Source organism: Paenibacillus sp. OAS669, from assembly GCF_014873645.1.
In the GTDB taxonomy this organism is placed as follows: domain Bacteria; phylum Bacillota; class Bacilli; order Paenibacillales; family NBRC-103111; genus Paenibacillus_S; species Paenibacillus_S vulneris.
In genome coordinates this window covers 26,931-47,903 of sequence record NZ_JADBDR010000003.1, presented here as the reverse complement: position 1 = coordinate 47,903, position 20,973 = coordinate 26,931, and the positions used below count along the sequence as shown (strand labels likewise).

Sequence of the window (20,973 nt, the reverse complement as noted above, 5' to 3'; positions counted from 1 at the left end):
TATGAATGTTATTTAGCTAAACACAATTTAAACACTTAGTTCCTTTTGCTTGTTCTTAAGCAATTTTGGTAGCGATATTCCTATTAAAATCAGGACTATCCCCACATATTGCGGAATGCCGATATGTTCATTCAAAAAGAAGACTGACATTAGCATGGCTGTAGGAAGCTCCATTGCCCCCAGGATTGAAGCTAATCCTGGCCCCACTAACGGAACACCTTTAGAGAAAAGCAGTGTTGATAAAAACGGGCCGAAGAAAGCTAAAATAATTCCGTATTGCATAACCAGTTCTAATAACAGTTTTCCATCTCTAAAAAACGTAGGTGTTAAAATGAGCGAACAAACAATAAAGCCTCCGGTAGACATCAAAGCTGTCTTCATCATAGGATTGGCCTGAACCGCGACCTTTCCACTAAGAAGAATAAAAATTGAATATGATAGTGCTGCTAGGAGACCAAACAAAAATCCAAGCCAGTGAACGGCAGAAAGCCCCATTGAGTAAATGTTGGTTGCACTTATGGTCCCGATAAGTAAAGGGATAATGGAGAGAAGCTTTCCCTTTTCAGGTATTCTCCGGTTGATAATTGCCTCCAGCAGCACGCCGATCCATGTAAACTGAAAAAGGAGCACAATGGCTAAAGAAGCTGAAATGTATTGGAGTGATAGATAATAAAACATTCCTGTAAGCCCTGTTGTAGATCCTACGGTGGTTAATAGAAGGACTTCCCTTTTAACCAGCTTTACGAACTTCTGCTGTTTCGCACTCTTCATTCTTTTACTAAGAAGGACTGCACCCCACAACAGTATGGCCCCCATTAGGAGTTGTACTCCCACAACATCATTAACAATAAACCCGTCTTTATAGGCTAATTTTACAAATGTGGACAATAAACCATAACTAATTGCACCTAATATGACATAAATATATCCTCTCATAATCCCGCCTTTATATTAACCAATCTTGACCAATTTTATCCAAGTTATCGAACCTTCTCTACTATTCCCTTAACTAATGCAATGAATTTCTCTCTTACCAGAGCAGCTACCTCAATTACTTCATCATGACTTAGTGGTTGATCCAGAATGCCACATGCCATATTGGTCAAACAAGAAATACCAAGAACCTTCATATTCCCGTGGACAGCTACGATTGCTTCCGGTACGGTTGACATACCAACTGCGTCGGCTCCCAACGTACGAATCATTCGAATTTCGGCCGGAGTTTCATAAGCTGGACCACTCCACCAGGAGTATACTCCTTGACGTAAAGTTGTATTTTGTTCTTTAGCCACTTCCGCAGCAATTTGACGCAATTCATGATTATACACTTGGGAAAGATCAGGGAAACGGGTACCAAGCTCGTTATTATTAGGTCCGATCAATGGATTCGTCCCTACCAAATTGAGATGATCCGTAATCAACATTAAATCGCCTGGTTTAAAATCCTTATTAACAGCACCGCAAGCGTTGGTGATGAGCAAGTTTTCTACCCCAAGAGCTTTCATTACTCTTACAGGAAAAGTCACTTCATCCAAAGAAAAACCTTCATAATAATGAAAACGCCCTTTCATTGCAACGACAGTTTTCCCCTTTAATTCACCGATGACCAGTTCATTAGCATGTCCCACCGCTTCAGATTTTGCAAAGTGAGGGATTTCGCTGTAAGGTATTGTGAAAGAGTTTGTAATTTCGTTAGCCAGTGCTCCCAAACCGGACCCCAAAATCATTCCGATTGTTGGGCGATACGAGGTTTTAGTCATAATGAAGTCTTTTGCTTCCTGAATATCTTGCATTCTATGCATAGTACATCCTCCTGATATATTGTGCTGTAAGTAACGTGTAACAAACATTTAGCATTTGATGCTACAACAGCTTTCTAAAGTAAGTTTAATTGCTATATGACATTTTGTAAATAACTATTTATATTTTTTATAAAAAGATTATCGAATATATTAAAATTTATTTTATTACTCTTTATCTTTTTATATATAAGTATAAAAGACCCTGTATTTCGACTGCTTCTAAATACTCTTAGGTAAACCATTCGAGACTGCCTGGTTTATTAAATATTGTGGATATATCTAAAAAAAAGTCCGATAATAATTGTAACAATATGTGGATTTGTAATATGTTTATAAGATCACTTAGCAAGGAGAAGTTTATATGCTAAATAAATTTGAAGAGTTATCATCACCTAAAGCAAAGAACTTAAAACTGTTATATAGCTTGGTTCGTAAATTAGGGCCTGTAACCATTAACACGTTGACTGAACACACTGGTTTTAAACATGTAACTTGTGGACGCTTGCTTGAAGAACTTGTTGAGGAAGGTCTTATTTATGATAGTGGTATTGGAAAATCAAGTGGTGGCCGTAAACCTTTAGCATATGTTATCAAACCAGATGCTTACTACTTAATTGGTGTAGAATTAACAAGTTTATATACAACAATCTTGCTCCTTGATTTAAGGCTAAACATCATAAGCGTTGAAAAACTGAAAATGAATGCTGAATGTACTGGAGAGTACACATTAAATTATATAGTAACATGTGTGGAGAACTTATTAGCTCAAAATACCATTCCTAGAGAGAAGTTGTTGGGTATTGGTATTGGGGTTCTAGATTCGTTTGACCCAGCTATGGGAGCTATTTCTCACCCTCAACACTTTCCTGCAGGCGGGTGGGACTTAAATATTATCGATTATTTAAAAAATAAAACCAACGTTCCTGTATTTTTGGAAAACGGGACCAATTTGGCTGCGCTCGCTGAATATCGCATGAACTATTGGAAGGAAACTGACAATTTGGTTTTCGTATCCAGCGATATTGGAATTCGTTGTGGAACTATTTCCCAAGGAAGGTTGGTTAGCAGTAAGCGAGAGACGGAGGATACCTTTGGACACATCATCATTGATATTCATGGCCGGCGTTGCTCATGTGGCTCATATGGATGTCTACAAGCATACAGTAGTTTGCCGGCTATACGTGAGGAAATGGTTCGACTCATAAAACGCGGCAAACCTTCTATGCTTTCGTATGAAGTTAAAGATGTTGAAGATATTGATTTATTTCATATATTACATGCTTTAGAGCAAAACGATGAGCTCTGTTTAGCAGTGGTAGAAGATGCCGCTTATTATTTTGGTATTGGTCTCAGTAATCTAATTTTTCTGTTACGTCCCGAGATTGTGGTTTTTGGAGGAACTCTAGTGCCAAAACCGCGTTTTTTTGATGTCGCAGCCAAAACTGCACAGGATCGGCTAAGGTTTCACCCGAATAGTAATGTCAAAATAATCAAGTCCACTGCCGCCTACAATATTGTGGCTCAAGGAGCTGGTTGTATGGTATTGGACTACTTCACTGAAGAAATGCATGTTGATGAAGAAAAGCGAGTAAGTAAAACAGAGTAATACTGGACTAAACTTTTCATTAATAAGATTTCTCATTATATTTTAAATGTCGAATGGCAGACAGGTACACAAATTGTACTCCAACGCGAATATAGGTAATGTCAATGATCGTATAGTTTGTTGCTAAATCCTTCTTAAACTGACGGCCTTTCCTTCCGTAAGCCACCGTCATTCAGAGATAAGATAATCCGCGGCGCGCTATGCCTTCCCTGTGCCCAGTATAAACATGCGCTGGCCGTCTTAAGTGCCTGCAGCCGACCATTTGTAAAGACCGCACTGTTTTTCAAAGGTTGTATTATTGAGGCTGCAAACGCTGCACAGCATGGCCGCGCCGATCAAGGCGGTGACTCGGATCAAGAATATTTTATGCAGATAAAACAAAAAAGCCGCCTAGATGATAGCGGCTCTCAATAGGAATATGTTTATGTCCCTGGACAATATTAAAATAGATGAATACCTTAACATAAATTTCCTTTTTTTCGTTTTATAGCATGTTATGCTTCATCACTTTCAACTACATTTTGGGTAGTCATTTCAACAATATCGAATTCTCTTAAACTTCTCACTCAACTTACTCCTTTAGTATGCATTGTGATTAAGCCAATGTAGTTTTCTACGTTCTATTTTTATACACCACTCCTTTCATAACTCTAAAATTGGATCTCCCATTATGAAATCTTCATTGCATTTGGATCATGTTTATATCTAAAGCTTACCGCAAATACTATTGCCAGTACGAGTGTGTATGCACCAAAAACCAACCAAATATTCTGCCAATCCTTTACGCCATCTACCGTAAAATAATCTACAACTTTTCCACTTGCGATAGCGCCTACATATGCTCCGATTCCATCTACCATTGCTAGGAACAAACCTTGTGCGCTTGCACGAATACTAGGATCCACTTCTTTTTCTACAAAAATAGCTCCTGAGACGTTAAAGAAATCAAATGCACAGCCATAAACAATCATGGATAACAGAAGTAATGTAAATCCTAAACCAGACGGGCCACCATAAGCGAAAAGTACAAAACGCAGTGTCCACGCCACAATACTTATAAGCATTACTTTCTTGATTCCAAAATTACGCAAGAAAAATGGAATGGCAAGGATAAAACATACTTCTGCTATCTGTGACACCGATAATAAAATGGATGGATACTTTACAACAAGACTATCTTTATATTCAAGATTCAGACCAAAGTCATGCAAAAACGGATTACCGAACGTATTAGTTATTTGTAATGCAACACCTAGCAATGTTGAGAAAAGAAAAAAGATGACCATTTTTTTCTGCTTAAATAGTACAAACGCATCCAGTCCCAAGAGACCTACCCACGACTTGCTCCTTCTTTCATTAGATGTTGGGCAATCAGGGAGCGTAATTGAATATAAGACTAGTAAGAGAGAAATGCTTGCAGCTATATATAATTGAATGTTACTCAATTCAAATCCACTAAGGCTAACTACCCACATTGCAACAATGAACCCGACGGTTCCAAACACACGAACTGGTGGGAAGTCCTTCACTGTATTAAGTCCAGCTTTCTCGAGAGCAACATACGAAATAACATTCGTTAAAGCACTCGTTGGCATGTATACCAAAGAATTAAACAATATTACCCAGAACATAACCGTCGGATCTGACACTTGCGCAGCAATAAATAACGAAATCGCACCTAAAACATGTAATATTCCATATAACCTATTGGCTTTAATCCAGCGATCCGCAATAATACCTGCCAAGCTGGGCATGATAATGGCGGCCAATCCTTTTGCGCTATAAACCATTCCAACTTGTGCACCTGTAAAATGCAATGTATTGATCATATAGGATCCCAGGGTTACTAGCCAAGAGCCCCAAATGAAGAATTGAAAGAAATTCATTATTCTAAGCCGTAATTTCATTGCCATATTGTATGTCTCCTTCTGAGCTTGGATATTCGAGTTACTTTGACATGCCCTTTTCAGTGAATTCTCTACAATTGCATTGGAAGGGTTTACATTTAGTTTTAAAAACATGTATTGATTCCTTAACATCAACTGTACATACCAATTACTTGCTCATACCAGGTCACTAGCATTTTTACGTACTGGACTTACTCCCCCTTGGTGTTACTCAAAAATATTACATCCGTTTGTAAAGCCTTTTCAATCTATTTGTTAACTATAGTTTAATCCGGTAAGCACCTGATTGTAAAGAACTAATTTTCATTTATATAAAAAGAATTTAAATATAGCTTTGAATTAGAAATTAAATAATAGGATATTCGCAATCTTTTTATATATTTTATTAATATATAAAAAGAAATAAAGGAACCAAGCATTCTACATCTGCCTGGTTCCTTTACGTTTGGCATCCGCTCACGATTTCTAAAGCAAGTTGTGGCGCGTTAGGATCAAAGTCGGGAAAAGCTTTGAGAAAAGACTTGAGTAAGGATCAGAATTTTCCTCTACAGAAGCCCACGATCCCTTGTCCTTCTTATCTCTTTGCTCGTTTCCCTTGTCCCTTCCTCCTGTCCCTCCCTGCTCTTTAGGATGAAAAAAGACTGGATAAACACTTGGGGAAAGCCCATGCATTTTCCAGTCTTTAGTCTTGTCGGGACTTTAATTTTTATTCAGGGACACTTTTGTTGGGATTGGACAGGATTTTTTTATTTGCTTATCCCCCGCTGCCGCATAGCTTCAAAAAGAACCACGGTCGCCGCCATCGCAGCATTAAGAGACTCCGCTCGTCCCTGCATCGGGATAAGAATATGCTCCGTCGCCAAGGCGGACACTTCGGCCGAGACGCCTTGTCCTTCATTGCCGACAACGAACCACACCGGCTGGCGGAAATCATACTCATAGCAGCTCCGCTTGCCTTGGAGACTTGTCGTCACAATGGCAATTCCTTGCGAGGCAGCTTGAGGGAGCGCGTCCCGTAAGTCTCCTTGCACGATCGGGAGATGGAATAACGAGCCCATAGTGGAGCGGACGGTTTTGGGGTTATACAAGTCTACCGTGCCGCGGCCAAGCAGAACGCCGGTAGCCCCTACCGCATCGGCGCTTCGGATGATGGTTCCGAGGTTACCCGGATCCTGGATCCCGTCGATAACAACGACCAATCCCACGGAATCCGCACGCATGAAATCGTCCAGTGACCAATCCAGCTTGGACAACACCGCGAACGCTGCCTGAGGCGTCAATGTGTCCGTGCATTTGGCGAGCACCTGCTCGCTTACGGCTATGCACTCAATTCCTGCGTCAATGGCCTGCTTCAGCAATCCGTCGGGCAGCTCATGCTGCCGGTCTTCGGCAACGACTAAGGTTTCGATAGCGGCTCCCGATTCGAGAGCCTCCTGCACCAAATGCACGCCTTCAATAATGAACTGGCCTTGCTTGTCCCGGCCTTTTTTGTCCAATAACTGCGCCCATGCCTTCACCCGGGCGTTTTGGACGGAAGTAATCGATGATTCCAACAATGTCATAACAACAGCCTACTCTGCGAATGTTTTTTCAAAATTATTCAAATCTTCATTTTTTCCTACGATAACGAGTACGTCATTTTCTTTGATCAAATCCTCCGCACTCGGGGCGATATTCATATGCGATCCGGCCTTAATAGCCATGACATTGCATCCGTATTTGGCGCGAATGTCCAGCTCCCGAAGGTTTTTGCCGATTAAGGTCCGCGACGCTTGAACCTCGATAATGCTGTAAGTTTCGGACAGCTCGATATAGTCTAGTATATTGGATGAGATCAAATGATGCGCGACCCGTTGGCCCATATCCCGTTCCGGATAGATGACCTTATCGGCACCAATCTTTTTTACCACTTTGCCGTGAAGCTCGTTTTGGGCCTTTACCACAACCTTCGGCACGCCGATTTCCTTCAAAATAATCGTGGTCAATATGCTGGACTGAATATCTTGTCCTATGGCGACAATTACGACGTCAAAATTGCGAAGTCCCAAGGAACGCAGTGCCTCTTCATCCGTGGAATCCGCCTGGACGACATGCGTCACCATCGTCGAGATTTCTTGCGTTCTTTGCTCGCTGCTGTCAATGGCCAGCACCTCATAGCCTAGGTCGGACAGCGTCCTTGCTACACTGGAACCGAAACGCCCCATTCCGATAACGGCGAATTGCTTTTTCATGGAACTCACCCCTTCATTTCGATAGACAGCATGCCTCCAGCACCCGCCATTACAGCTATAGCTTCATCATCAAAATGCATGATATGTACGGTTTTTATTATTATACCATAAAATATCCGGATCATAACGGAGCATGAACAGCCCCTTTTTGGAGCATAGTAATCAGGTAAACCATGAGATGAAAAGCGAGGACACTTCCATGAACTTAAACCTGAGACAGGCCATAATTCAACGAGTTACGAACAAAGATGACGAGGAGCTTTTTGGCGTTATTGAAGGGTCGATCGGGGGCCAGGAGCAAGTGCTTCCGGGGTTAGGGGTTTTGTTCGAAATCATATGGCAGAACAGCAGCCACGATACGCAAGCGCAGCTGGTGAGCACTTTAAAAGAACATTTAACGTAAGAACTTAAAGAAAAACCGCCAGGGATATTGGAAAGACCCTAGCGGTTTCTTGTTTATTCCTATGGGATAGGGATTAGTCCAGTATTCCTTTAACCACGCCCGCCGGCATCGGTTGAGGCTTCTCGCAGCTGCTCTGCATGATGTAATGCTTGCCTTCGTTGGATGCATCATGAAACCCGTGCATGGCTTCCAGGACATGGTAGGCAAGCTCGCCGTTCGCGCGGTTGATCCGCTTGTTCTTGATCGCGTAAGCCATATCGAGCACCCCGAGCCCTCTGCTGTTATCCGCATAGCCGTACAATAACGGCACCTCGGTGAATTCCTTAGCATCATGACGGCGAACTAGAACCGGACCGCCAAATGTATTGGGATCCGGTACGCTCAATGTACCCTCGCTGCCATAAATCTCAATCCGCGGAACCTGCGCTCCGCCGAAGGCATCGAAGCTGGTAATGATCGTGCCGATCGCCCCGCTGTGAAAATCCATCACTCCCGCGACATGCGTAGGAGTCTGGACTTGAATGGTTTTGCCGTATTTCGGCTGACTGGTAATCGTCCGTTCCGGGTAGGAAATCTTGGCTGATCCGGTCACGCGCTGAATAGGTCCCAGCATCGCTACCAGGGCGGTTAAATAATAAGGTCCCATATCGAACATCGGTCCCCCGCCTTGGGCATAATAAAATTCGGGATCCGGATGCCAATGCTCGTGACCGCGCCCGATCATGAAAGCCGTAGCCGCTACAGGCGTGCCGATCCAGCCGTCCTGAATCAGCTTGATGCAGGTCTGGATGCCTCCTCCCAGGAACGTATCCGGTGCGCTTCCCACCAGAAGCCCTTTGGATTTGGCAGCTGCCAAGATTCGCTGACCCTCTTCGCGGGTGACGGCCAGCGGCTTTTCTACATACACATGCTTGCCCGCTTCCAGCGCCTGTATGCATACATCGGCATGGGCCGCAGGAATCGTCAGGTTGATAACCAGATCAATTTCGGGATCGGACAGCAGCTCTTCTACCGTACAAGCCTTCGGAATTTCGAATTCCTCCGCGCTTGCCTGCGCCCGGGCCACATTCAAGTCCGCGCACGCTTTTACATCCAATACATCAAACGACTTGCAGTTTTTAAAATAAATACTGCTGATTTTACCGCAGCCTATAATACCGATTCTTATCTTCTCCATGCGTTTATGGCCTCCCTAATCCACGATTGGTAACGAATGATCTTAGTTGCTGTCTCCCATACCTGTGTACTTGCTATCTCCGGAAACGATGCCTTGCGCAGCCTCTTTGCCTTCCGCTGCCCACAAGAAGCCACGGCGCATAAGCTCCTTGACTTGCGGCATGTCTACGATATCGGCGTGATGCCCAAGGGAGCAGTAGTAGACTCTGCCGACACCCCAGCGCTTCGTCCAGACCACTGGCATATCTACGGCTTTATTCATGGAGTGTGGCCCTTCGACTACCGGGAACCGTGTCGTAGCCAGCACCTCGACCGCCGGGTCGACATGCAGATAATACTGCTCGCTTTTCACTGCAAAGTCTGCCATTCCTTCCACCAGCGGACTGGAGCTGTGCTTGATATTAACGACATACTCGACTCCGTCATTGCCGGGGTGAGCCACCCATTGGCCTCCGGTCATAAACTGCCAATCGACGTTGTTGCGGAACGCGTCGCACATGCCTCCGTGACATCCTGCGAGACCGACTCCCTTTTGCACCGCTTCGGAGACGTTCTTGACCAGCTCCTTGGTGATCTCCCCCATCGTCCATACCGGAACGATCAGATCCAGCGAGTTCAGCTTCTCCGCATCGGCGAATGCTTCCAATGTGTCGGATACCTCGACCTCGAAGCCGTTCTCAGTCAGCAGGCTGCGGAAAATTTCGGATACCTCCTCCGGTTCGTGCCCTTTCCAACCGCCTTGTACAATTAATGCTTTTTTCATGCCCTGTCGCCCCTCTCTACATCTCCTCAATTTTGACCCAGCGCCGCTCCTCAATCGAGCGTTCTACCGCTTCCAGCACTTCCTGGCATTTTACCCCATCCACAAAGCTTGGCACCGGCTGGCGGTTTTCCTCCAATGCCTGCATCAGCTCCACTACTTCATGAACGAAGGTATGCTCATAGCCGATCGTATGCCCTGCCGGCCACCATGCATCCATGTAAGCGTGTGCAGCGTCGGTAGCAAGTACGCGGCGGAAGCCCTGAACGTCGGCGGCATCATCGGTGAAATAGACCTGCAGCTCATTCATTCGTTCAAAATCGAATTTCACGCTGCCTTTGCTTCCGTTGATTTCAAAAGCATTCGTGCAGCGATGACCGGGAGCGAATCTCGTAGCCTCGAAGCTGCCAAGCGCTCCGTTCTCAAACCGGCTCATGAACAGCGTCGCATCATCGACCGAAACCGGACCTCTGGGGGCATCCTTGCTACCTTTGGCGCTTAAGCCGGTCATAGAGGTAGGAAGCGGCCGTTCTTTAATGAAGGTTTCGCTCATGCCGATGACTTCCTTCATCCCGCCGACCAGATAATGAGCAAGATCGATGAGATGCGCACCCAAATCACCATGGGAGCCTGAACCGGCTACTTCCTTTTGAAGCCGCCATACTAAAGGAAAATCCGGATCGACAATCCAATCCTGGAGAAACCATCCGCGGAAATGATAGATTTCACCTAATCTTCCCTCGTCGATCAGCTTCTTGGCCAGCTGTACGGCTGGAGCGAAGCGGTAGTTGAAGCCGACCATATGCTTGACGTTGGCATCCTCCGCCGCCTTCAGCATCTCGCGGGAATCGGCAAGCGTCAGCGCGAGCGGCTTTTCACAGAACAAGTGCTTACCCGCCTTAGCCGCGGCCAAAGCAATCTCCTTATGGGCATCGCTCGGAGCATTAATATCGATGACATCGATGTCATCCCGCTTAAGAAGCTCCCGCCAGTCCGTCACATAGCCTTCCCAGCCGAACTGCTCCGCAGCCTGGGCCACTCCCTGCTCATCCCGGCCGCAGATCAGCTTCATGACCGGCCTTGCCGATTTCGGGAAAAACATATGTAAATCGCGATAAGCATGGCTGTGCGCCTTGCCCATGAATTTATAACCGACCATTCCGATATTGAACTGCTTCATCCTTCCAATCCTCCCATGTGGAAAATCCGGCGAATAACCGACAGAGAGCCGTCGTATTACCAAACCAGGGTATACCCCCAGTATATTATTCGCCGGTCATACGTTACCCGGCTTTACTGACGTTTAGAGCAAGACTGCCGAACGACGAGCTCAGTATCCATCTTGAGCTGAAAACCGCCTTCGGCGCCTCCCAGCTGCTCCAGCAAACGTTCGGCGGCTGCGCTGCCCATCTCGTAGAACGGTACAGCTACGCTTGTCAGCGGCGGATCCGTGACGCGGGCGGCATCGGAATTATCGCAGCCGATAACGGCAAAATCGCGTCCGGCCTCCAGCCCATGCTCCCGCAGCCCTTGCATCAAGCCTATTGCCATCCGATCATTGGCCGAGAACACCGCATCCAGCTCTCCTATGCGGCTGGCCATCTTGGCCGCCGCCCGGTAGCCGCTTGTTCGGCTGTAGTTGCCCTCATAGTACCATCTTTGATACTCGCTTGAATCGATACCCGCTTCCTCCATGGCCAGCTTATAGCCATGCCACCGGTCGCCGCTGCTTGAGAATTCCGGGGACCCGTTCAGAAAGGCAATTCGGCGATAGCCTTTACCGAGCAGGTATTGGACCGCGCGGTAGCTGCCCCCCGTATGATCCGCATCTACTTCGTTAAACTGTTCTCCTGCAAAATGCTGGTTGACAAGGCAGAACGGATGGCCGCCTTCTTCCAGCTTTTTCAGCTGCTCCCGCTCTCTCGGCGTGTCGCCGGCACCCAGAATAATGCACGCGTCCACTTTCTGCGAGAGAAAAATATCCGTATATTCACTCTCGTCCTCCGGTGAGCGGAACATCAGCAGCAGATCATACCCTTTTTCACGCACCTTAGAGCCTATACCGCTTAGAATCTCGGCAAAAAAATACGTCGAAAACAAATGCACCTTGGGCACATAGGGAAGAACCACGCCCAAATTGCCGCTTCTGCGGCGGGCGAAGCTCTGAGCAATCGCGTTGGGATGATAGTTCAGTTTCTTAGCTGCCTCCAATACCCTCTGCTTCGTTTCTTCCTTCATCGGCCCTACGCCGTTGAAAACGCGGGAAACGGTAGCTTCGGATACTCGCGCTAACTCAGCAACTTCCTTCCTCGTTACTATATGCGCTCTCTCCTTTCGTTCCTCTGTCCCTTATCGCTTGCTAAGCATTACCATGTTCTTACAACTGAAATGTACACGCGTACATTTTCTCATGGAAACCCTCGGTTTGTCAATTGGTTCATCGTCTCATCCTAGCAGCTGTTTCGAACCGATCCAGTATTGATATTCATCCCTCAACCGACTATGCTTGAAGAGAGATATAAAGAAGAAATCAAGGAGTGTTTTCCGTGAAGCTGCTTGTCGCCGAGGACGATCTGTCCGTATGTGAAATGCTGCAACTTTTTTTTCAAAAGGAACAATATGATACCACCTTCGTCAATGACGGAATAACGGCACAGCGGCTAATAGATGAACAACCATGGGATTTCGTTATTCTGGATTGGATGCTCCCGGGCAAAGACGGCATCAGCCTGTGCCGGGATCTGAGACAGAATCAGCAAACCCCTGTTATTCTGCTCACCGCGCGCGATCAGGAGCAGGACAGAATTAAGGGACTGGAACTCGGTGCGGACGATTATGTGACCAAGCCGTTTAGTCCCATGGAGCTGATCGCCAGAATGAAAGCCGTATTGCGGCGATATAAGATAGGAATTAACGAGGATCGTGAGGCTCTTTCCGTCCAGGAGGAGCAAGCTAACGGTTTCAGCACGCTGAAGCACAAATTCATTACGATCCAGCTGGAGTCGAGAACCGCGATCATTCAAGGCCATGAGATTACAAATCTGACACCGAAGGAATTCGATCTGCTTTGCTTGTTCGTCCGTTACCCGAAGAAGGTGTTTACCCGCGAGCAGCTGCTCGAGAGCATCTGGGGCTATGACTATATCGGAGAAGAACGGACGGTTGACGTGCATATCAAAAGACTCCGCAATAAAGTCTCGACACCGGATTGCGCGCTGATCGTAACGGTCTGGGGAGTCGGCTACAAGCTGGAGGAATAACGATGGGGAGTCACAAGCGTTATCGCTTTACGTTTTTTCAGCGCCTTTTTCTAAGTCACCTCATTGTGTGCCTGCTCATCCTCGGCTTATTGAGCTTTGGGTTCGCTTATTACACCAAGCAGCAGATTTATCAGGCGGAGACAGAGGAATTAACCACTACGGCCAAGGTCATCTCCAGAATGTTTTCACGGGAGGAGGATGAGCCGCAGCCTGCGCTCCAAGCCTACCGTACTCTGCTTGTGGAACGCAAAATTTCGTTTATTCTGTTCGACAAAACGGGGGAAATGGCGTACCGCGATCCCAAAATGCCCAGCGCTTACCGTTCCAAGCCTTTCCTGGACGGACTGAAGGCCAAAATTTTCAATATGAATGAAAATGAGAGCTTCATTGTCAACCGGAATACGGAAGAGCCGTTGGTGGTTCTGGGCAAGCCGATCCGTTCCAAGAGCCAAAAAGGAGATATGTACCTGTTCGTCTTCTCTCCCCTTCACGGGTATCAGGAGACGGTGCAATCGTTCAATAAGGCACTAATCTATTTATTCGCAGTCGTATTCCTGCTGGCCGTTATCGTCAGCTTGCTGATATCCCGCAATATGAGCAAGAGCATTCAGCCGCTTCGCCGCGCTACACGACAGATTGCCGCAGGGCAATACGAAGCAAGACTGCCTGTTACCCGCACGGACGAGCTTGGGGATCTTGCCTTCGACTTCAATGCCATGGCGGCCCAACTGGAGGCTTCGTCCAAGAAATTGAACCAGTACGAAACGATGCGGCGTCAATTCATCATGGATGTCACTCATGAGCTGCGCACTCCTTTAACCTCCATTCGGGGCATTATCGAAGGACTGAAGAGCAATCTGGTCACCCAGCCGGAGGACAAGCAGAAGTATTACGGCATTATCGAGAAGGAAACATTCCGTCTGATCCGGCTCATTAATGAGCTGCTGGATACGGAGAAAATCGAGAACGGCATGATTACACTGCATAAGAAGCATATCCCTCTGAAAGAATTAATGGAGGTGGTCTCGGAGTCGCTGGAGATCCTGCTGGAAGCGAAGCACCTCCAAATCATTATCGAATGCGATCCCATGCTGCTGGTCTACGGGGATTATGACCGGCTGATGCAGATTCTGATTAACCTTGTGAAGAACAGCATCCAATTCACCGATTACGGTTCCATCCGATTGCGGGGACAGGAAACCGAAACCGAGACAAGGATCCAAATCTCGGATACCGGGCACGGTATGACCCCTGAAGAGCAGGAGTATATCTGGGAACGGTTTTATAAGGCCGACCCTTCCCGCAGCAAAAGCAACAGTGAAACGGGATTGGGGCTATCTATTGTGAAGAGGCTGGTTGAAGCCCATCAAGGTACGATTGAAGTTCAAAGCACCCCCGGCATGGGAAGCGAGTTCCTCATCACACTGCCTAAAGCGCAAACGGAAGCCACCTCTCCCGCAGAGACGGACTCCCGCGATTCTTAAACAAAGTTAAACCCCTCGTTAGATGATACTCATCCCGAGAATCCCGTACCCCCGACCATAAGCGGATACGGGATTTTGTCATAATGACGCGATGCTAGACTCTTCCGTAGGCTTTGGCGTAACGGTATACTTTGCGATACATGGTTTTATCCTTCAACCGGTTGAAAATGTACGGATCCGGATTGGTATTCACCTCCAGAATCCAGGGCTTGAGATCCTTATCCAAGGCAATATCCAGACCGACTTCCTTAATGCCTTTATAGGTTTTGAACAGCTCTTCCGCCGTCACCAAGCCGAGCTTCTTCAAATACCGGATGAAGATCTTTTGCTTATCCGCAGGTAAATAAGCCTTCAATAAGGTCTCAATCGATTTGATCTGTCCTCCGTTATGAACGTTCGTCACAATTTTCTTGGGGTCTGCGACACGCCCGATAATGCCTGTCGTCTCCCATTTCTTTTGCGGCGACTGCTGCACATGGACGCGAATGTCGAAGCTGCGCTTGAGGTATTTGGTCAGGTGAATGCCCATTTGAACCAAATACAGCCGATTTTTCGTGAGATCGATAATGGAATCGTACATGTCGTCATAGGATGCAAATTTCCGGATTTCCGAGCCGCTCTGATAACGGTACACCGGCTTCGAGGCATCCGAATCCACCTCCACTCTCATAACCCCGATCCCAAAGGTTCCCTTATCCGGCTTGATATACACCATTCGGTATTTATCCAGCATGCTTTTAAGAGAGGAATGCGTCATTTTCTCTGTCGGAGGTATATGAGCACGGATTTTGGTATTTTCGCTCAACACGCAAGTCTTCGTCCATTTACTGACGACGAACCGATTATACTTCTTACTCATGACATCCACCTTTCCTCGAATCGCCAGGTATACATAATCCCGTTTATAGCGTGCTTTGTTAGAACCATACTTGTAATCGCCTTGAGCTTCTTGCATAAGCGCATGGTCCGCATCCGATGCGGCACCCGCCCAAACAGTCGATTCAAACACAATATTGTATGCTGTACCTGCCCTTCCGGTTCGGAGACGGACTTCATGGAATGCAAAATAACCCGGTAAAGCGGGTTGGTCTGTTGAAAAATCTATAGAGCTTGTGCTGATATACTCCGATGGGGTCCCCCCCTACCAGCCATGCTTCTGAAGCAGTCTATGCTAACACAAGGCCTGAAATGAATAAGAAAAAACCCGATCCGGTTCGGATCGGGCCACAATACTTTTTCTCATGCAAAAACCAGCTTGGATTACTTTCCTTTTGCCAGCAAAAAGGTAAAAAATCGAATATAATACGATACAAGCACAAAGAAGATACCGATCGTCCAAGGATCTTTCCCGTACATCTGCATCGGATTCGCGGAAGGGTCATACGCATCGGGTCCCAGAGACTGCATCACCAACAGCCTGTAAGCAATCCTGCCCACCAATAAGGCAAGCACGGCCATATTAACCCATAGATGCGTTCGATAATACATTCCGTCGCTCTGCTGCTCGAATTGCGTATGCTTAATCGCATAATGCGCCAGCACCAGGCCGCAGACCAGACCCACTCCATCAGCTATAAGGTTAATAGGGTGAAGGACTCCCAGGTATAGAAACACGCACCCCAGCAGACTGAACAGGATGATCCGAAACATTAGCCTGGAACGTACGATCTTCTGCAAGCCGATCGTCCGCTTGGTCCTGCGGTAAATCATGAATCCAACCAGCAGGACTATTCCCAAAGTCGGTCCCATGTGCTGCATGCAGTTACCCACCTGCCATTTCCTTAATTTAGCTTAATAAGCATTGTGTTTGTATCTTTTTTTTACCCTTAGGGAGCATTCTCCAAAAATTTCGCGTTCGGATTTTTTTCCATTGCCGAGCGCATCGCATACTCACTCTCGAATAAGGCGACATAGTTGTCGTTCTTATCCCGAACCAGCTGGGAGTTAATGCGGAACTTGCCCGGATCGATCTGATCATCGATAATCCATCTCGCAAACTGGAAGTTCGTGCGCTGAAGCTGAACGTCTACACCGTATTCCGCTTTCATCCTGTACTCGAATACCTCAAACTGAAGCTGGCCGACAACGCCAAGAATCAGATCGTCAAATCCGATCGTACGGAATACCTGGATCGTTCCTTCTTCCGTCAGCTGGTCGACACCTTTTTGAAACTGCTTATGCTTGAGCGCATTTTTCACGGTTACCTTGGAGAACAGCTCCGGCGAGAACGTCGGCAGCTCATTGAATTCGACATTGCCGGCCTGGCTGAGGGAGTCACCCAACCGGAAAATTCCCGGGTCGAAGAGCCCGATAATGTCCCCCGGATAAGCCTCTTCCACGATGTCGCGGTCCTGCGCGAGGAACTGCTGCGGCTGAGCCAGCTTGATATCTTTGCCTGCCCGCACATGCTTAACGGACATTCCGCGCTCGAACTTGCCAGAGCAAATGCGCAAGAACGCAATCCGGTCACGGTGAGCAGGGTTCATGTTCGCCTGGATTTTGAAAATATACCCGGTAAACTTCTCGTTCATCGGATCAATCTCGCCTTCGCTGCTGCTGCGCGGCGTTGGCTTCGGCGCCAGCTGCAGGAAGTTTTCGAGGAATGTTTGCACACCGAAATTGTTGATGGCACTGCCGAAAAAGACAGGAGTCAGCTCGCCGCTGCGTACCTTCTCATAATCAAACTCGTCACCCGCTACGTCCAGCAGCTCCAAATCCTGCACCAGCTGATCATAGAAGAAGTCTCCCGCAATTTCCTTCACCACAGGGTCATCGTATCCGCTAACCTTGCGAACCTGAATCTCCTTATGATCGTCTCCCTGGAACAGCTCGACTTGGGTTAATTTACGGTCGTATACGCCGCGAAATTGCTTGCCGGAGCCGATAGGCCAGTTCATCGGATAAGATCGGATGCCAAGCACCTGCTCCAGCTCCTCAAGAAGATCGAACGGGTTTTGCCCTTCACGGTCCATTTTATTAATGAATGTAAAAATCGGGATGCCCCGCATGCGGCATACCTGAAACAGCTTCTTCGTCTGCGCCTCGACCCCTTTGGCCGAGTCGATCAGCATGACCGCACTATCTGCCGCAGTCAACGTACGGTAAGTATCCTCTGAGAAGTCCTGGTGACCTGGAGTATCGAGAATATTGACACGATGTCCATTATAATCGAATTGCATTACGCTCGATGTAACCGAGATCCCTCTTTGTTTCTCGATTTCCATCCAGTCGGAGGTCGCATGCTTGCTTGCCTTGCGGCCCTTTACCGTACCTGCCAGACGGATCGCTCCCCCGAAGAGCAGCAGCTTCTCGGTCAGCGTCGTTTTCCCCGCGTCGGGGTGAGAAATAATAGCGAAGGTACGGCGCTTTTCAACCTCTTCTATCATCTTTTGCTTGGTATCCATGCTCATAAGCTTCTGTAATTCCTTCCTTATCGTTAAGTTAGCTTCAGGCTCCAATCCGCTTCCTTCAGCCAGGCTCGCTTACTGAACTCGCGGCCGCGAACGGTAACTCTGTCCTTATACACCTGAACATATAAGCCTTGCGATTTTTCCTTCCCGGCATTTTCATAATTCCGGTTCAAAACCCTGCCGACTGACGAATTATGGAAGTAATGGAACGTTTCCTTCACATAATGCTCTGCGCCGTTCTGGAAATCCTGATGCCGGTGTCCGCAAAAGACGAATACATTTTTGTAAGGCTTCAATATTTCGCGGAACTTCTTCGCGGGGATCAGCTGATGACTTCCTCCGTCAGAGCCGATAGGCGGCAGCGGCTGGTGGGTCATGACGAAGATCGGCTTGCCGTCCTTATGCTGAGCCAGCTGATTCTTGAACCAATCCAGCTGCTGATCGGAGTACCAGGCCCCTTCGCCGACCTCCGGCTTCTCTTGGACGTAGGCTTCCTGCGACAGCAGGATGATAGGGAACCCGTTGATCTGTGCGGCGTTGTAGATGCTGTCCAGATTAAAAAACTTCTGGAACCGCTCGCGCGCCTGCCAATCCGTCTTCCCGTTGGGCATCGTTTCTTTATTGAATGCCCCCTTCTTGTCTACCCAAATATCGTAATAATCGTGATTGCCCATGTTCGCGTAGATAGGCGGCAGCTTATAGGCCGACAGCAGCTTCTGAAGTTCCTTGTAGCCGTCCGCGCCTCCGAAATCCGTCAGATCGCCTGTGATGATCAAGGCTTCAATCGGCGATTCGAATTGCTTCATATCTTCTAGGGCTTCCTTCATATGCTTGATAGTATTGGGATCATATACCGAAATATGAAGATCGCTTAATATCATAAATGAAAATAACGGATCCTTGTCATTGGCCGGCTCCGGTTTAGCTTCCGGCGGCTCCTGCTTTGCGAGTCTCGGTTCCGAGTCTGTACTCGGCTGCGCTGCCAACTGCGTGTCCTCCGATCGCTGAAGCAATTTGAACAGTCCGGTAAAAGCCGCCCCTATAAGGACAAGCAATCCAAGCATCCAGCGGATAAAAGCCCGACGGGACATAGAAGTATTCCCCCTGAGTATGAATCATGCCATCATTTTATTCAACGTTCATTTTACCATGAAATGCGTTTCTTTATTATATCTGTTTATCCGGATGTATGCACACTTTTTCAATGCACGGGAGATTCACTAAAGCATTAACGCAGGTAAGATTTCGACAAAAGAAACAGGGCTCGTACCCTTATGCATGTACGGCCCTGCGATTTTCACTTGTCCTGCTGACATAAACGGCTTAACGCTGTGTAAACTCCCAAGCCACTTCTCCCTCATCCTGTCCGTTAACCGGCCACCATTTGAAGCCGTCCTCGGACAGCAGCTGCTGAGCTTGATCCGGCCCCCATGTTCCGGCAGGGTACAGATGCAAGTTATCCGTGCGCTCTCCCCATGCCGCGGCGATCTTGTCCACGTACTTCCAAGCCAGCGCCACTTCATCCCAACGGGTAAAGTAGGTGGAGTCGCCCCGTGCCGCATCATGCAGCAAACGCTCGTAGGCCTCCGGCGTATTCAGGCCGACCTGGCAGCTTTGGCAGAAATCCATGGCGACAGGCACAATCGTGCCTTCGGATCCCGGCTGCATCGCGTTCATTTTGAAGTAAATGCCCTCCATCGGGTTCACCCGGAACACTAACAGATTCGGCTCGAGCTTATGCTTCTTCGAAAGATACACATTGTTAGGCACATTCTTGAATTCGACAACGACTTCCGTCGTTTTTACAGGCAGCCTCTTGCCGGTGCGGATGTAGAATGGAACGCCCGCCCAGCGGAAGTTGTCCACGAATACGCGCGCGGCGAAATAGGTTTCGGTCGTCGACTCCGGATTGACGGAATCCTCCTCGCGGTACCCTGGAACCTGCTTGCCTTTGTTGGTTCCCGCCACATATTGTCCGCGAACCGTATTGGCCCGGACCTCAGCAGCATTCTGGAAGCCCCGCAGCGAACGGAATACTTTGACCTTCTCGTCGCGGATATCTTCCGGCGACAGACGGCTAGGCGGTTCCATAGCCATCATGGCCAGCATTTGCAGCATATGATTCTGACCCATATCGCGCAGAGCACCCGAGTGATCGTAATACCCTCCGCGCTCTTCGACGCCAACCGTTTCACTTAAAGTAATTTGAATGTTGGCAATATATTTGTTGTTCCACAAAGGCTCGAAGAACGCATTGGCAAATCGAACAACGCTAATGTTCTGAACCATTTCTTTACCCAAATAATGGTCGATACGGTAAATATCTTTTTCATCGAATACTTGCCGAATTTCTGCATTCAGCTTCTCTGCGGAAGGCAGATCATAGCCGAATGGCTTTTCAATGACCAGGCGCGCCCATCCGGAGGTTTCAAGCAAGCCTCCTGCCTGCAGGTTATGAGAAACACTGCCGAACAGTTCAGGTGCTAACGCCAGGTAGAACAGGCGATTGCCGCCTACGTCGAATTTGTCGTCAAGACGGTCTGCCAAGCCACGCAGATCTTTAAACGCCGACGGGTTGTTGATGTCCAGGGACATGTACTCAAAATGCTCTGCAAAGGATTCCCACTGCTCGTCCTTCGTTACATTATAACGAGCGAATTCTTTGATCGATTCCAGCACATCCTCACGAAACTGCTCATTGGTTCTTGAGCGTCTCGCCAAACCGATCACGGCAAAGCGATCCCCCAGCTTACGCTCGCGGTACAAGCAATAAATTGCAGGGAACAGCTTGCGGCGGGCCAAATCGCCCGTAGCACCGAATAGGAAAAACACCGTATTGGTCATCTTCTCATCATTCTTTCTTATGTATTTTTTATTGCTTTAACTAATCAAAGTCATGAACTCTTTAAGCATAACGAAAACTGGCTCAGGATT

At 47.5% G+C, this 20,973-nt stretch carries 17 protein-coding genes and 1 pseudogene; 4 read left to right on the top strand and 14 right to left on the bottom strand.

Annotated features, from left to right (window positions below; translation table 11 throughout):
• Window positions 1-27: 27 nt before the first annotated feature.
• Both GGC63_RS08235 and GGC63_RS08230 read right to left on the bottom strand, forming a co-directional pair.
• Window positions 28-936 (bottom strand): EamA family transporter, encoded by a 909-nt coding sequence (locus GGC63_RS08235; RefSeq protein ID WP_192701879.1) that lies wholly within the window; start codon window positions 934-936, stop codon window positions 28-30.
• A gap of 44 nt (window positions 937-980) precedes the next feature.
• Window positions 981-1,802 (bottom strand): purine-nucleoside phosphorylase, encoded by an 822-nt coding sequence (locus GGC63_RS08230; protein ID WP_192701878.1) that lies wholly within the window; start codon window positions 1,800-1,802, stop codon window positions 981-983.
• Window positions 1,803-2,163: 361 nt separating this feature from the next.
• On the opposite strand from GGC63_RS08230, the gene GGC63_RS08225 reads away from it, so the two are divergent.
• Window positions 2,164-3,408 (top strand): ROK family protein, encoded by a 1,245-nt coding sequence (locus GGC63_RS08225; protein WP_192701877.1) that lies wholly within the window; start codon window positions 2,164-2,166, stop codon window positions 3,406-3,408.
• A 668-nt stretch (window positions 3,409-4,076) separates the two neighbouring features.
• Here the strand turns inward: GGC63_RS08225 and GGC63_RS08220 are convergent.
• The 3 genes and pseudogenes from GGC63_RS08220 to GGC63_RS08210 form a co-directional block, all read right to left on the bottom strand.
• Window positions 4,077-5,321 (bottom strand): nucleoside permease, encoded by a 1,245-nt coding sequence (locus GGC63_RS08220; protein ID WP_192701876.1) that lies wholly within the window; start codon window positions 5,319-5,321, stop codon window positions 4,077-4,079.
• 740 nt (window positions 5,322-6,061) lie between these two features.
• Window positions 6,062-6,877 carry a TrmH family RNA methyltransferase gene (locus GGC63_RS08215; protein WP_192701875.1) on the bottom strand — a complete coding sequence of 272 codons (816 nt, stop codon included), beginning with the start codon at window positions 6,875-6,877 and terminating at the stop codon, window positions 6,062-6,064.
• A 9-nt stretch (window positions 6,878-6,886) separates the two neighbouring features.
• Window positions 6,887-7,579, bottom strand: a pseudogene (locus GGC63_RS08210) (potassium channel family protein); the annotation flags it as partial.
• 166 nt (window positions 7,580-7,745) lie between these two features.
• Between GGC63_RS08210 and sspI the strand changes: the two are divergent.
• Window positions 7,746-7,949: a small acid-soluble spore protein SspI gene (gene sspI / locus GGC63_RS08205; RefSeq protein WP_079914891.1), complete on the top strand. Its 204-nt coding sequence runs from the start codon at window positions 7,746-7,748 to the stop codon at window positions 7,947-7,949.
• Window positions 7,950-8,022: 73 nt separating this feature from the next.
• Here the strand turns inward: sspI and GGC63_RS08200 are convergent, their stop codons facing one another.
• From GGC63_RS08200 to GGC63_RS08185, 4 genes are all read right to left on the bottom strand, one after another.
• On the bottom strand, window positions 8,023-9,126 hold the full coding sequence (locus tag GGC63_RS08200; protein ID WP_192701873.1) for a Gfo/Idh/MocA family protein: 1,104 nt from the start codon (window positions 9,124-9,126) through the stop codon (window positions 8,023-8,025).
• Window positions 9,127-9,168: 42 nt separating this feature from the next.
• The gene (locus tag GGC63_RS08195) at window positions 9,169-9,888 is read right to left on the bottom strand and encodes a ThuA domain-containing protein (RefSeq protein WP_192701872.1); all 720 of its coding nucleotides are present in this window, start codon (window positions 9,886-9,888) and stop codon (window positions 9,169-9,171) included.
• 16 nt (window positions 9,889-9,904) lie between these two features.
• Window positions 9,905-11,065, bottom strand: coding sequence for a Gfo/Idh/MocA family protein (locus GGC63_RS08190; RefSeq protein WP_192701871.1), 1,161 nt, complete (start codon window positions 11,063-11,065; stop codon window positions 9,905-9,907).
• Window positions 11,066-11,178: 113 nt separating this feature from the next.
• Entirely contained in the window at window positions 11,179-12,204 is a 1,026-nt protein-coding gene (locus GGC63_RS08185; protein WP_192702242.1) for a LacI family DNA-binding transcriptional regulator, read from the bottom strand.
• 227 nt (window positions 12,205-12,431) lie between these two features.
• On the opposite strand from GGC63_RS08185, the gene GGC63_RS08180 reads away from it, so the two are divergent.
• A complete protein-coding gene (locus tag GGC63_RS08180; RefSeq protein WP_192701870.1) occupies window positions 12,432-13,145 on the top strand; it encodes a response regulator in 714 nt (237 codons plus the stop codon).
• 2 nt (window positions 13,146-13,147) lie between these two features.
• Window positions 13,148-14,629, top strand: a complete 1,482-nt coding sequence (locus GGC63_RS08175) for a sensor histidine kinase (protein WP_192701869.1) — start codon at window positions 13,148-13,150, stop codon at window positions 14,627-14,629.
• A gap of 94 nt (window positions 14,630-14,723) precedes the next feature.
• Here GGC63_RS08175 and GGC63_RS08170 read toward each other — a convergent pair whose 3' ends face one another.
• From GGC63_RS08170 to zwf, 5 genes are all read right to left on the bottom strand, one after another.
• Window positions 14,724-15,638, bottom strand: a complete 915-nt coding sequence (locus GGC63_RS08170; protein ID WP_318781005.1) for a YheC/YheD family protein — start codon at window positions 15,636-15,638, stop codon at window positions 14,724-14,726.
• Between the two features lie 251 nt (window positions 15,639-15,889).
• Window positions 15,890-16,387, bottom strand: a complete 498-nt coding sequence (locus tag GGC63_RS08165) for a CcdC protein domain-containing protein (RefSeq protein WP_192701868.1) — start codon at window positions 16,385-16,387, stop codon at window positions 15,890-15,892.
• A 68-nt stretch (window positions 16,388-16,455) separates the two neighbouring features.
• A complete protein-coding gene (locus tag GGC63_RS08160) occupies window positions 16,456-18,033 on the bottom strand; it encodes a peptide chain release factor 3 (protein WP_225948049.1) in 1,578 nt (525 codons plus the stop codon).
• A 32-nt stretch (window positions 18,034-18,065) separates the two neighbouring features.
• Entirely contained in the window at window positions 18,066-19,130 is a 1,065-nt protein-coding gene (locus tag GGC63_RS08155; RefSeq protein WP_192701866.1) for a metallophosphoesterase family protein, read from the bottom strand.
• A 232-nt stretch (window positions 19,131-19,362) separates the two neighbouring features.
• Window positions 19,363-20,883 (bottom strand): glucose-6-phosphate dehydrogenase, encoded by a 1,521-nt coding sequence (zwf, locus tag GGC63_RS08150; protein WP_079915087.1) that lies wholly within the window; start codon window positions 20,881-20,883, stop codon window positions 19,363-19,365.
• Window positions 20,884-20,973: the final 90 nt, after the last annotated feature.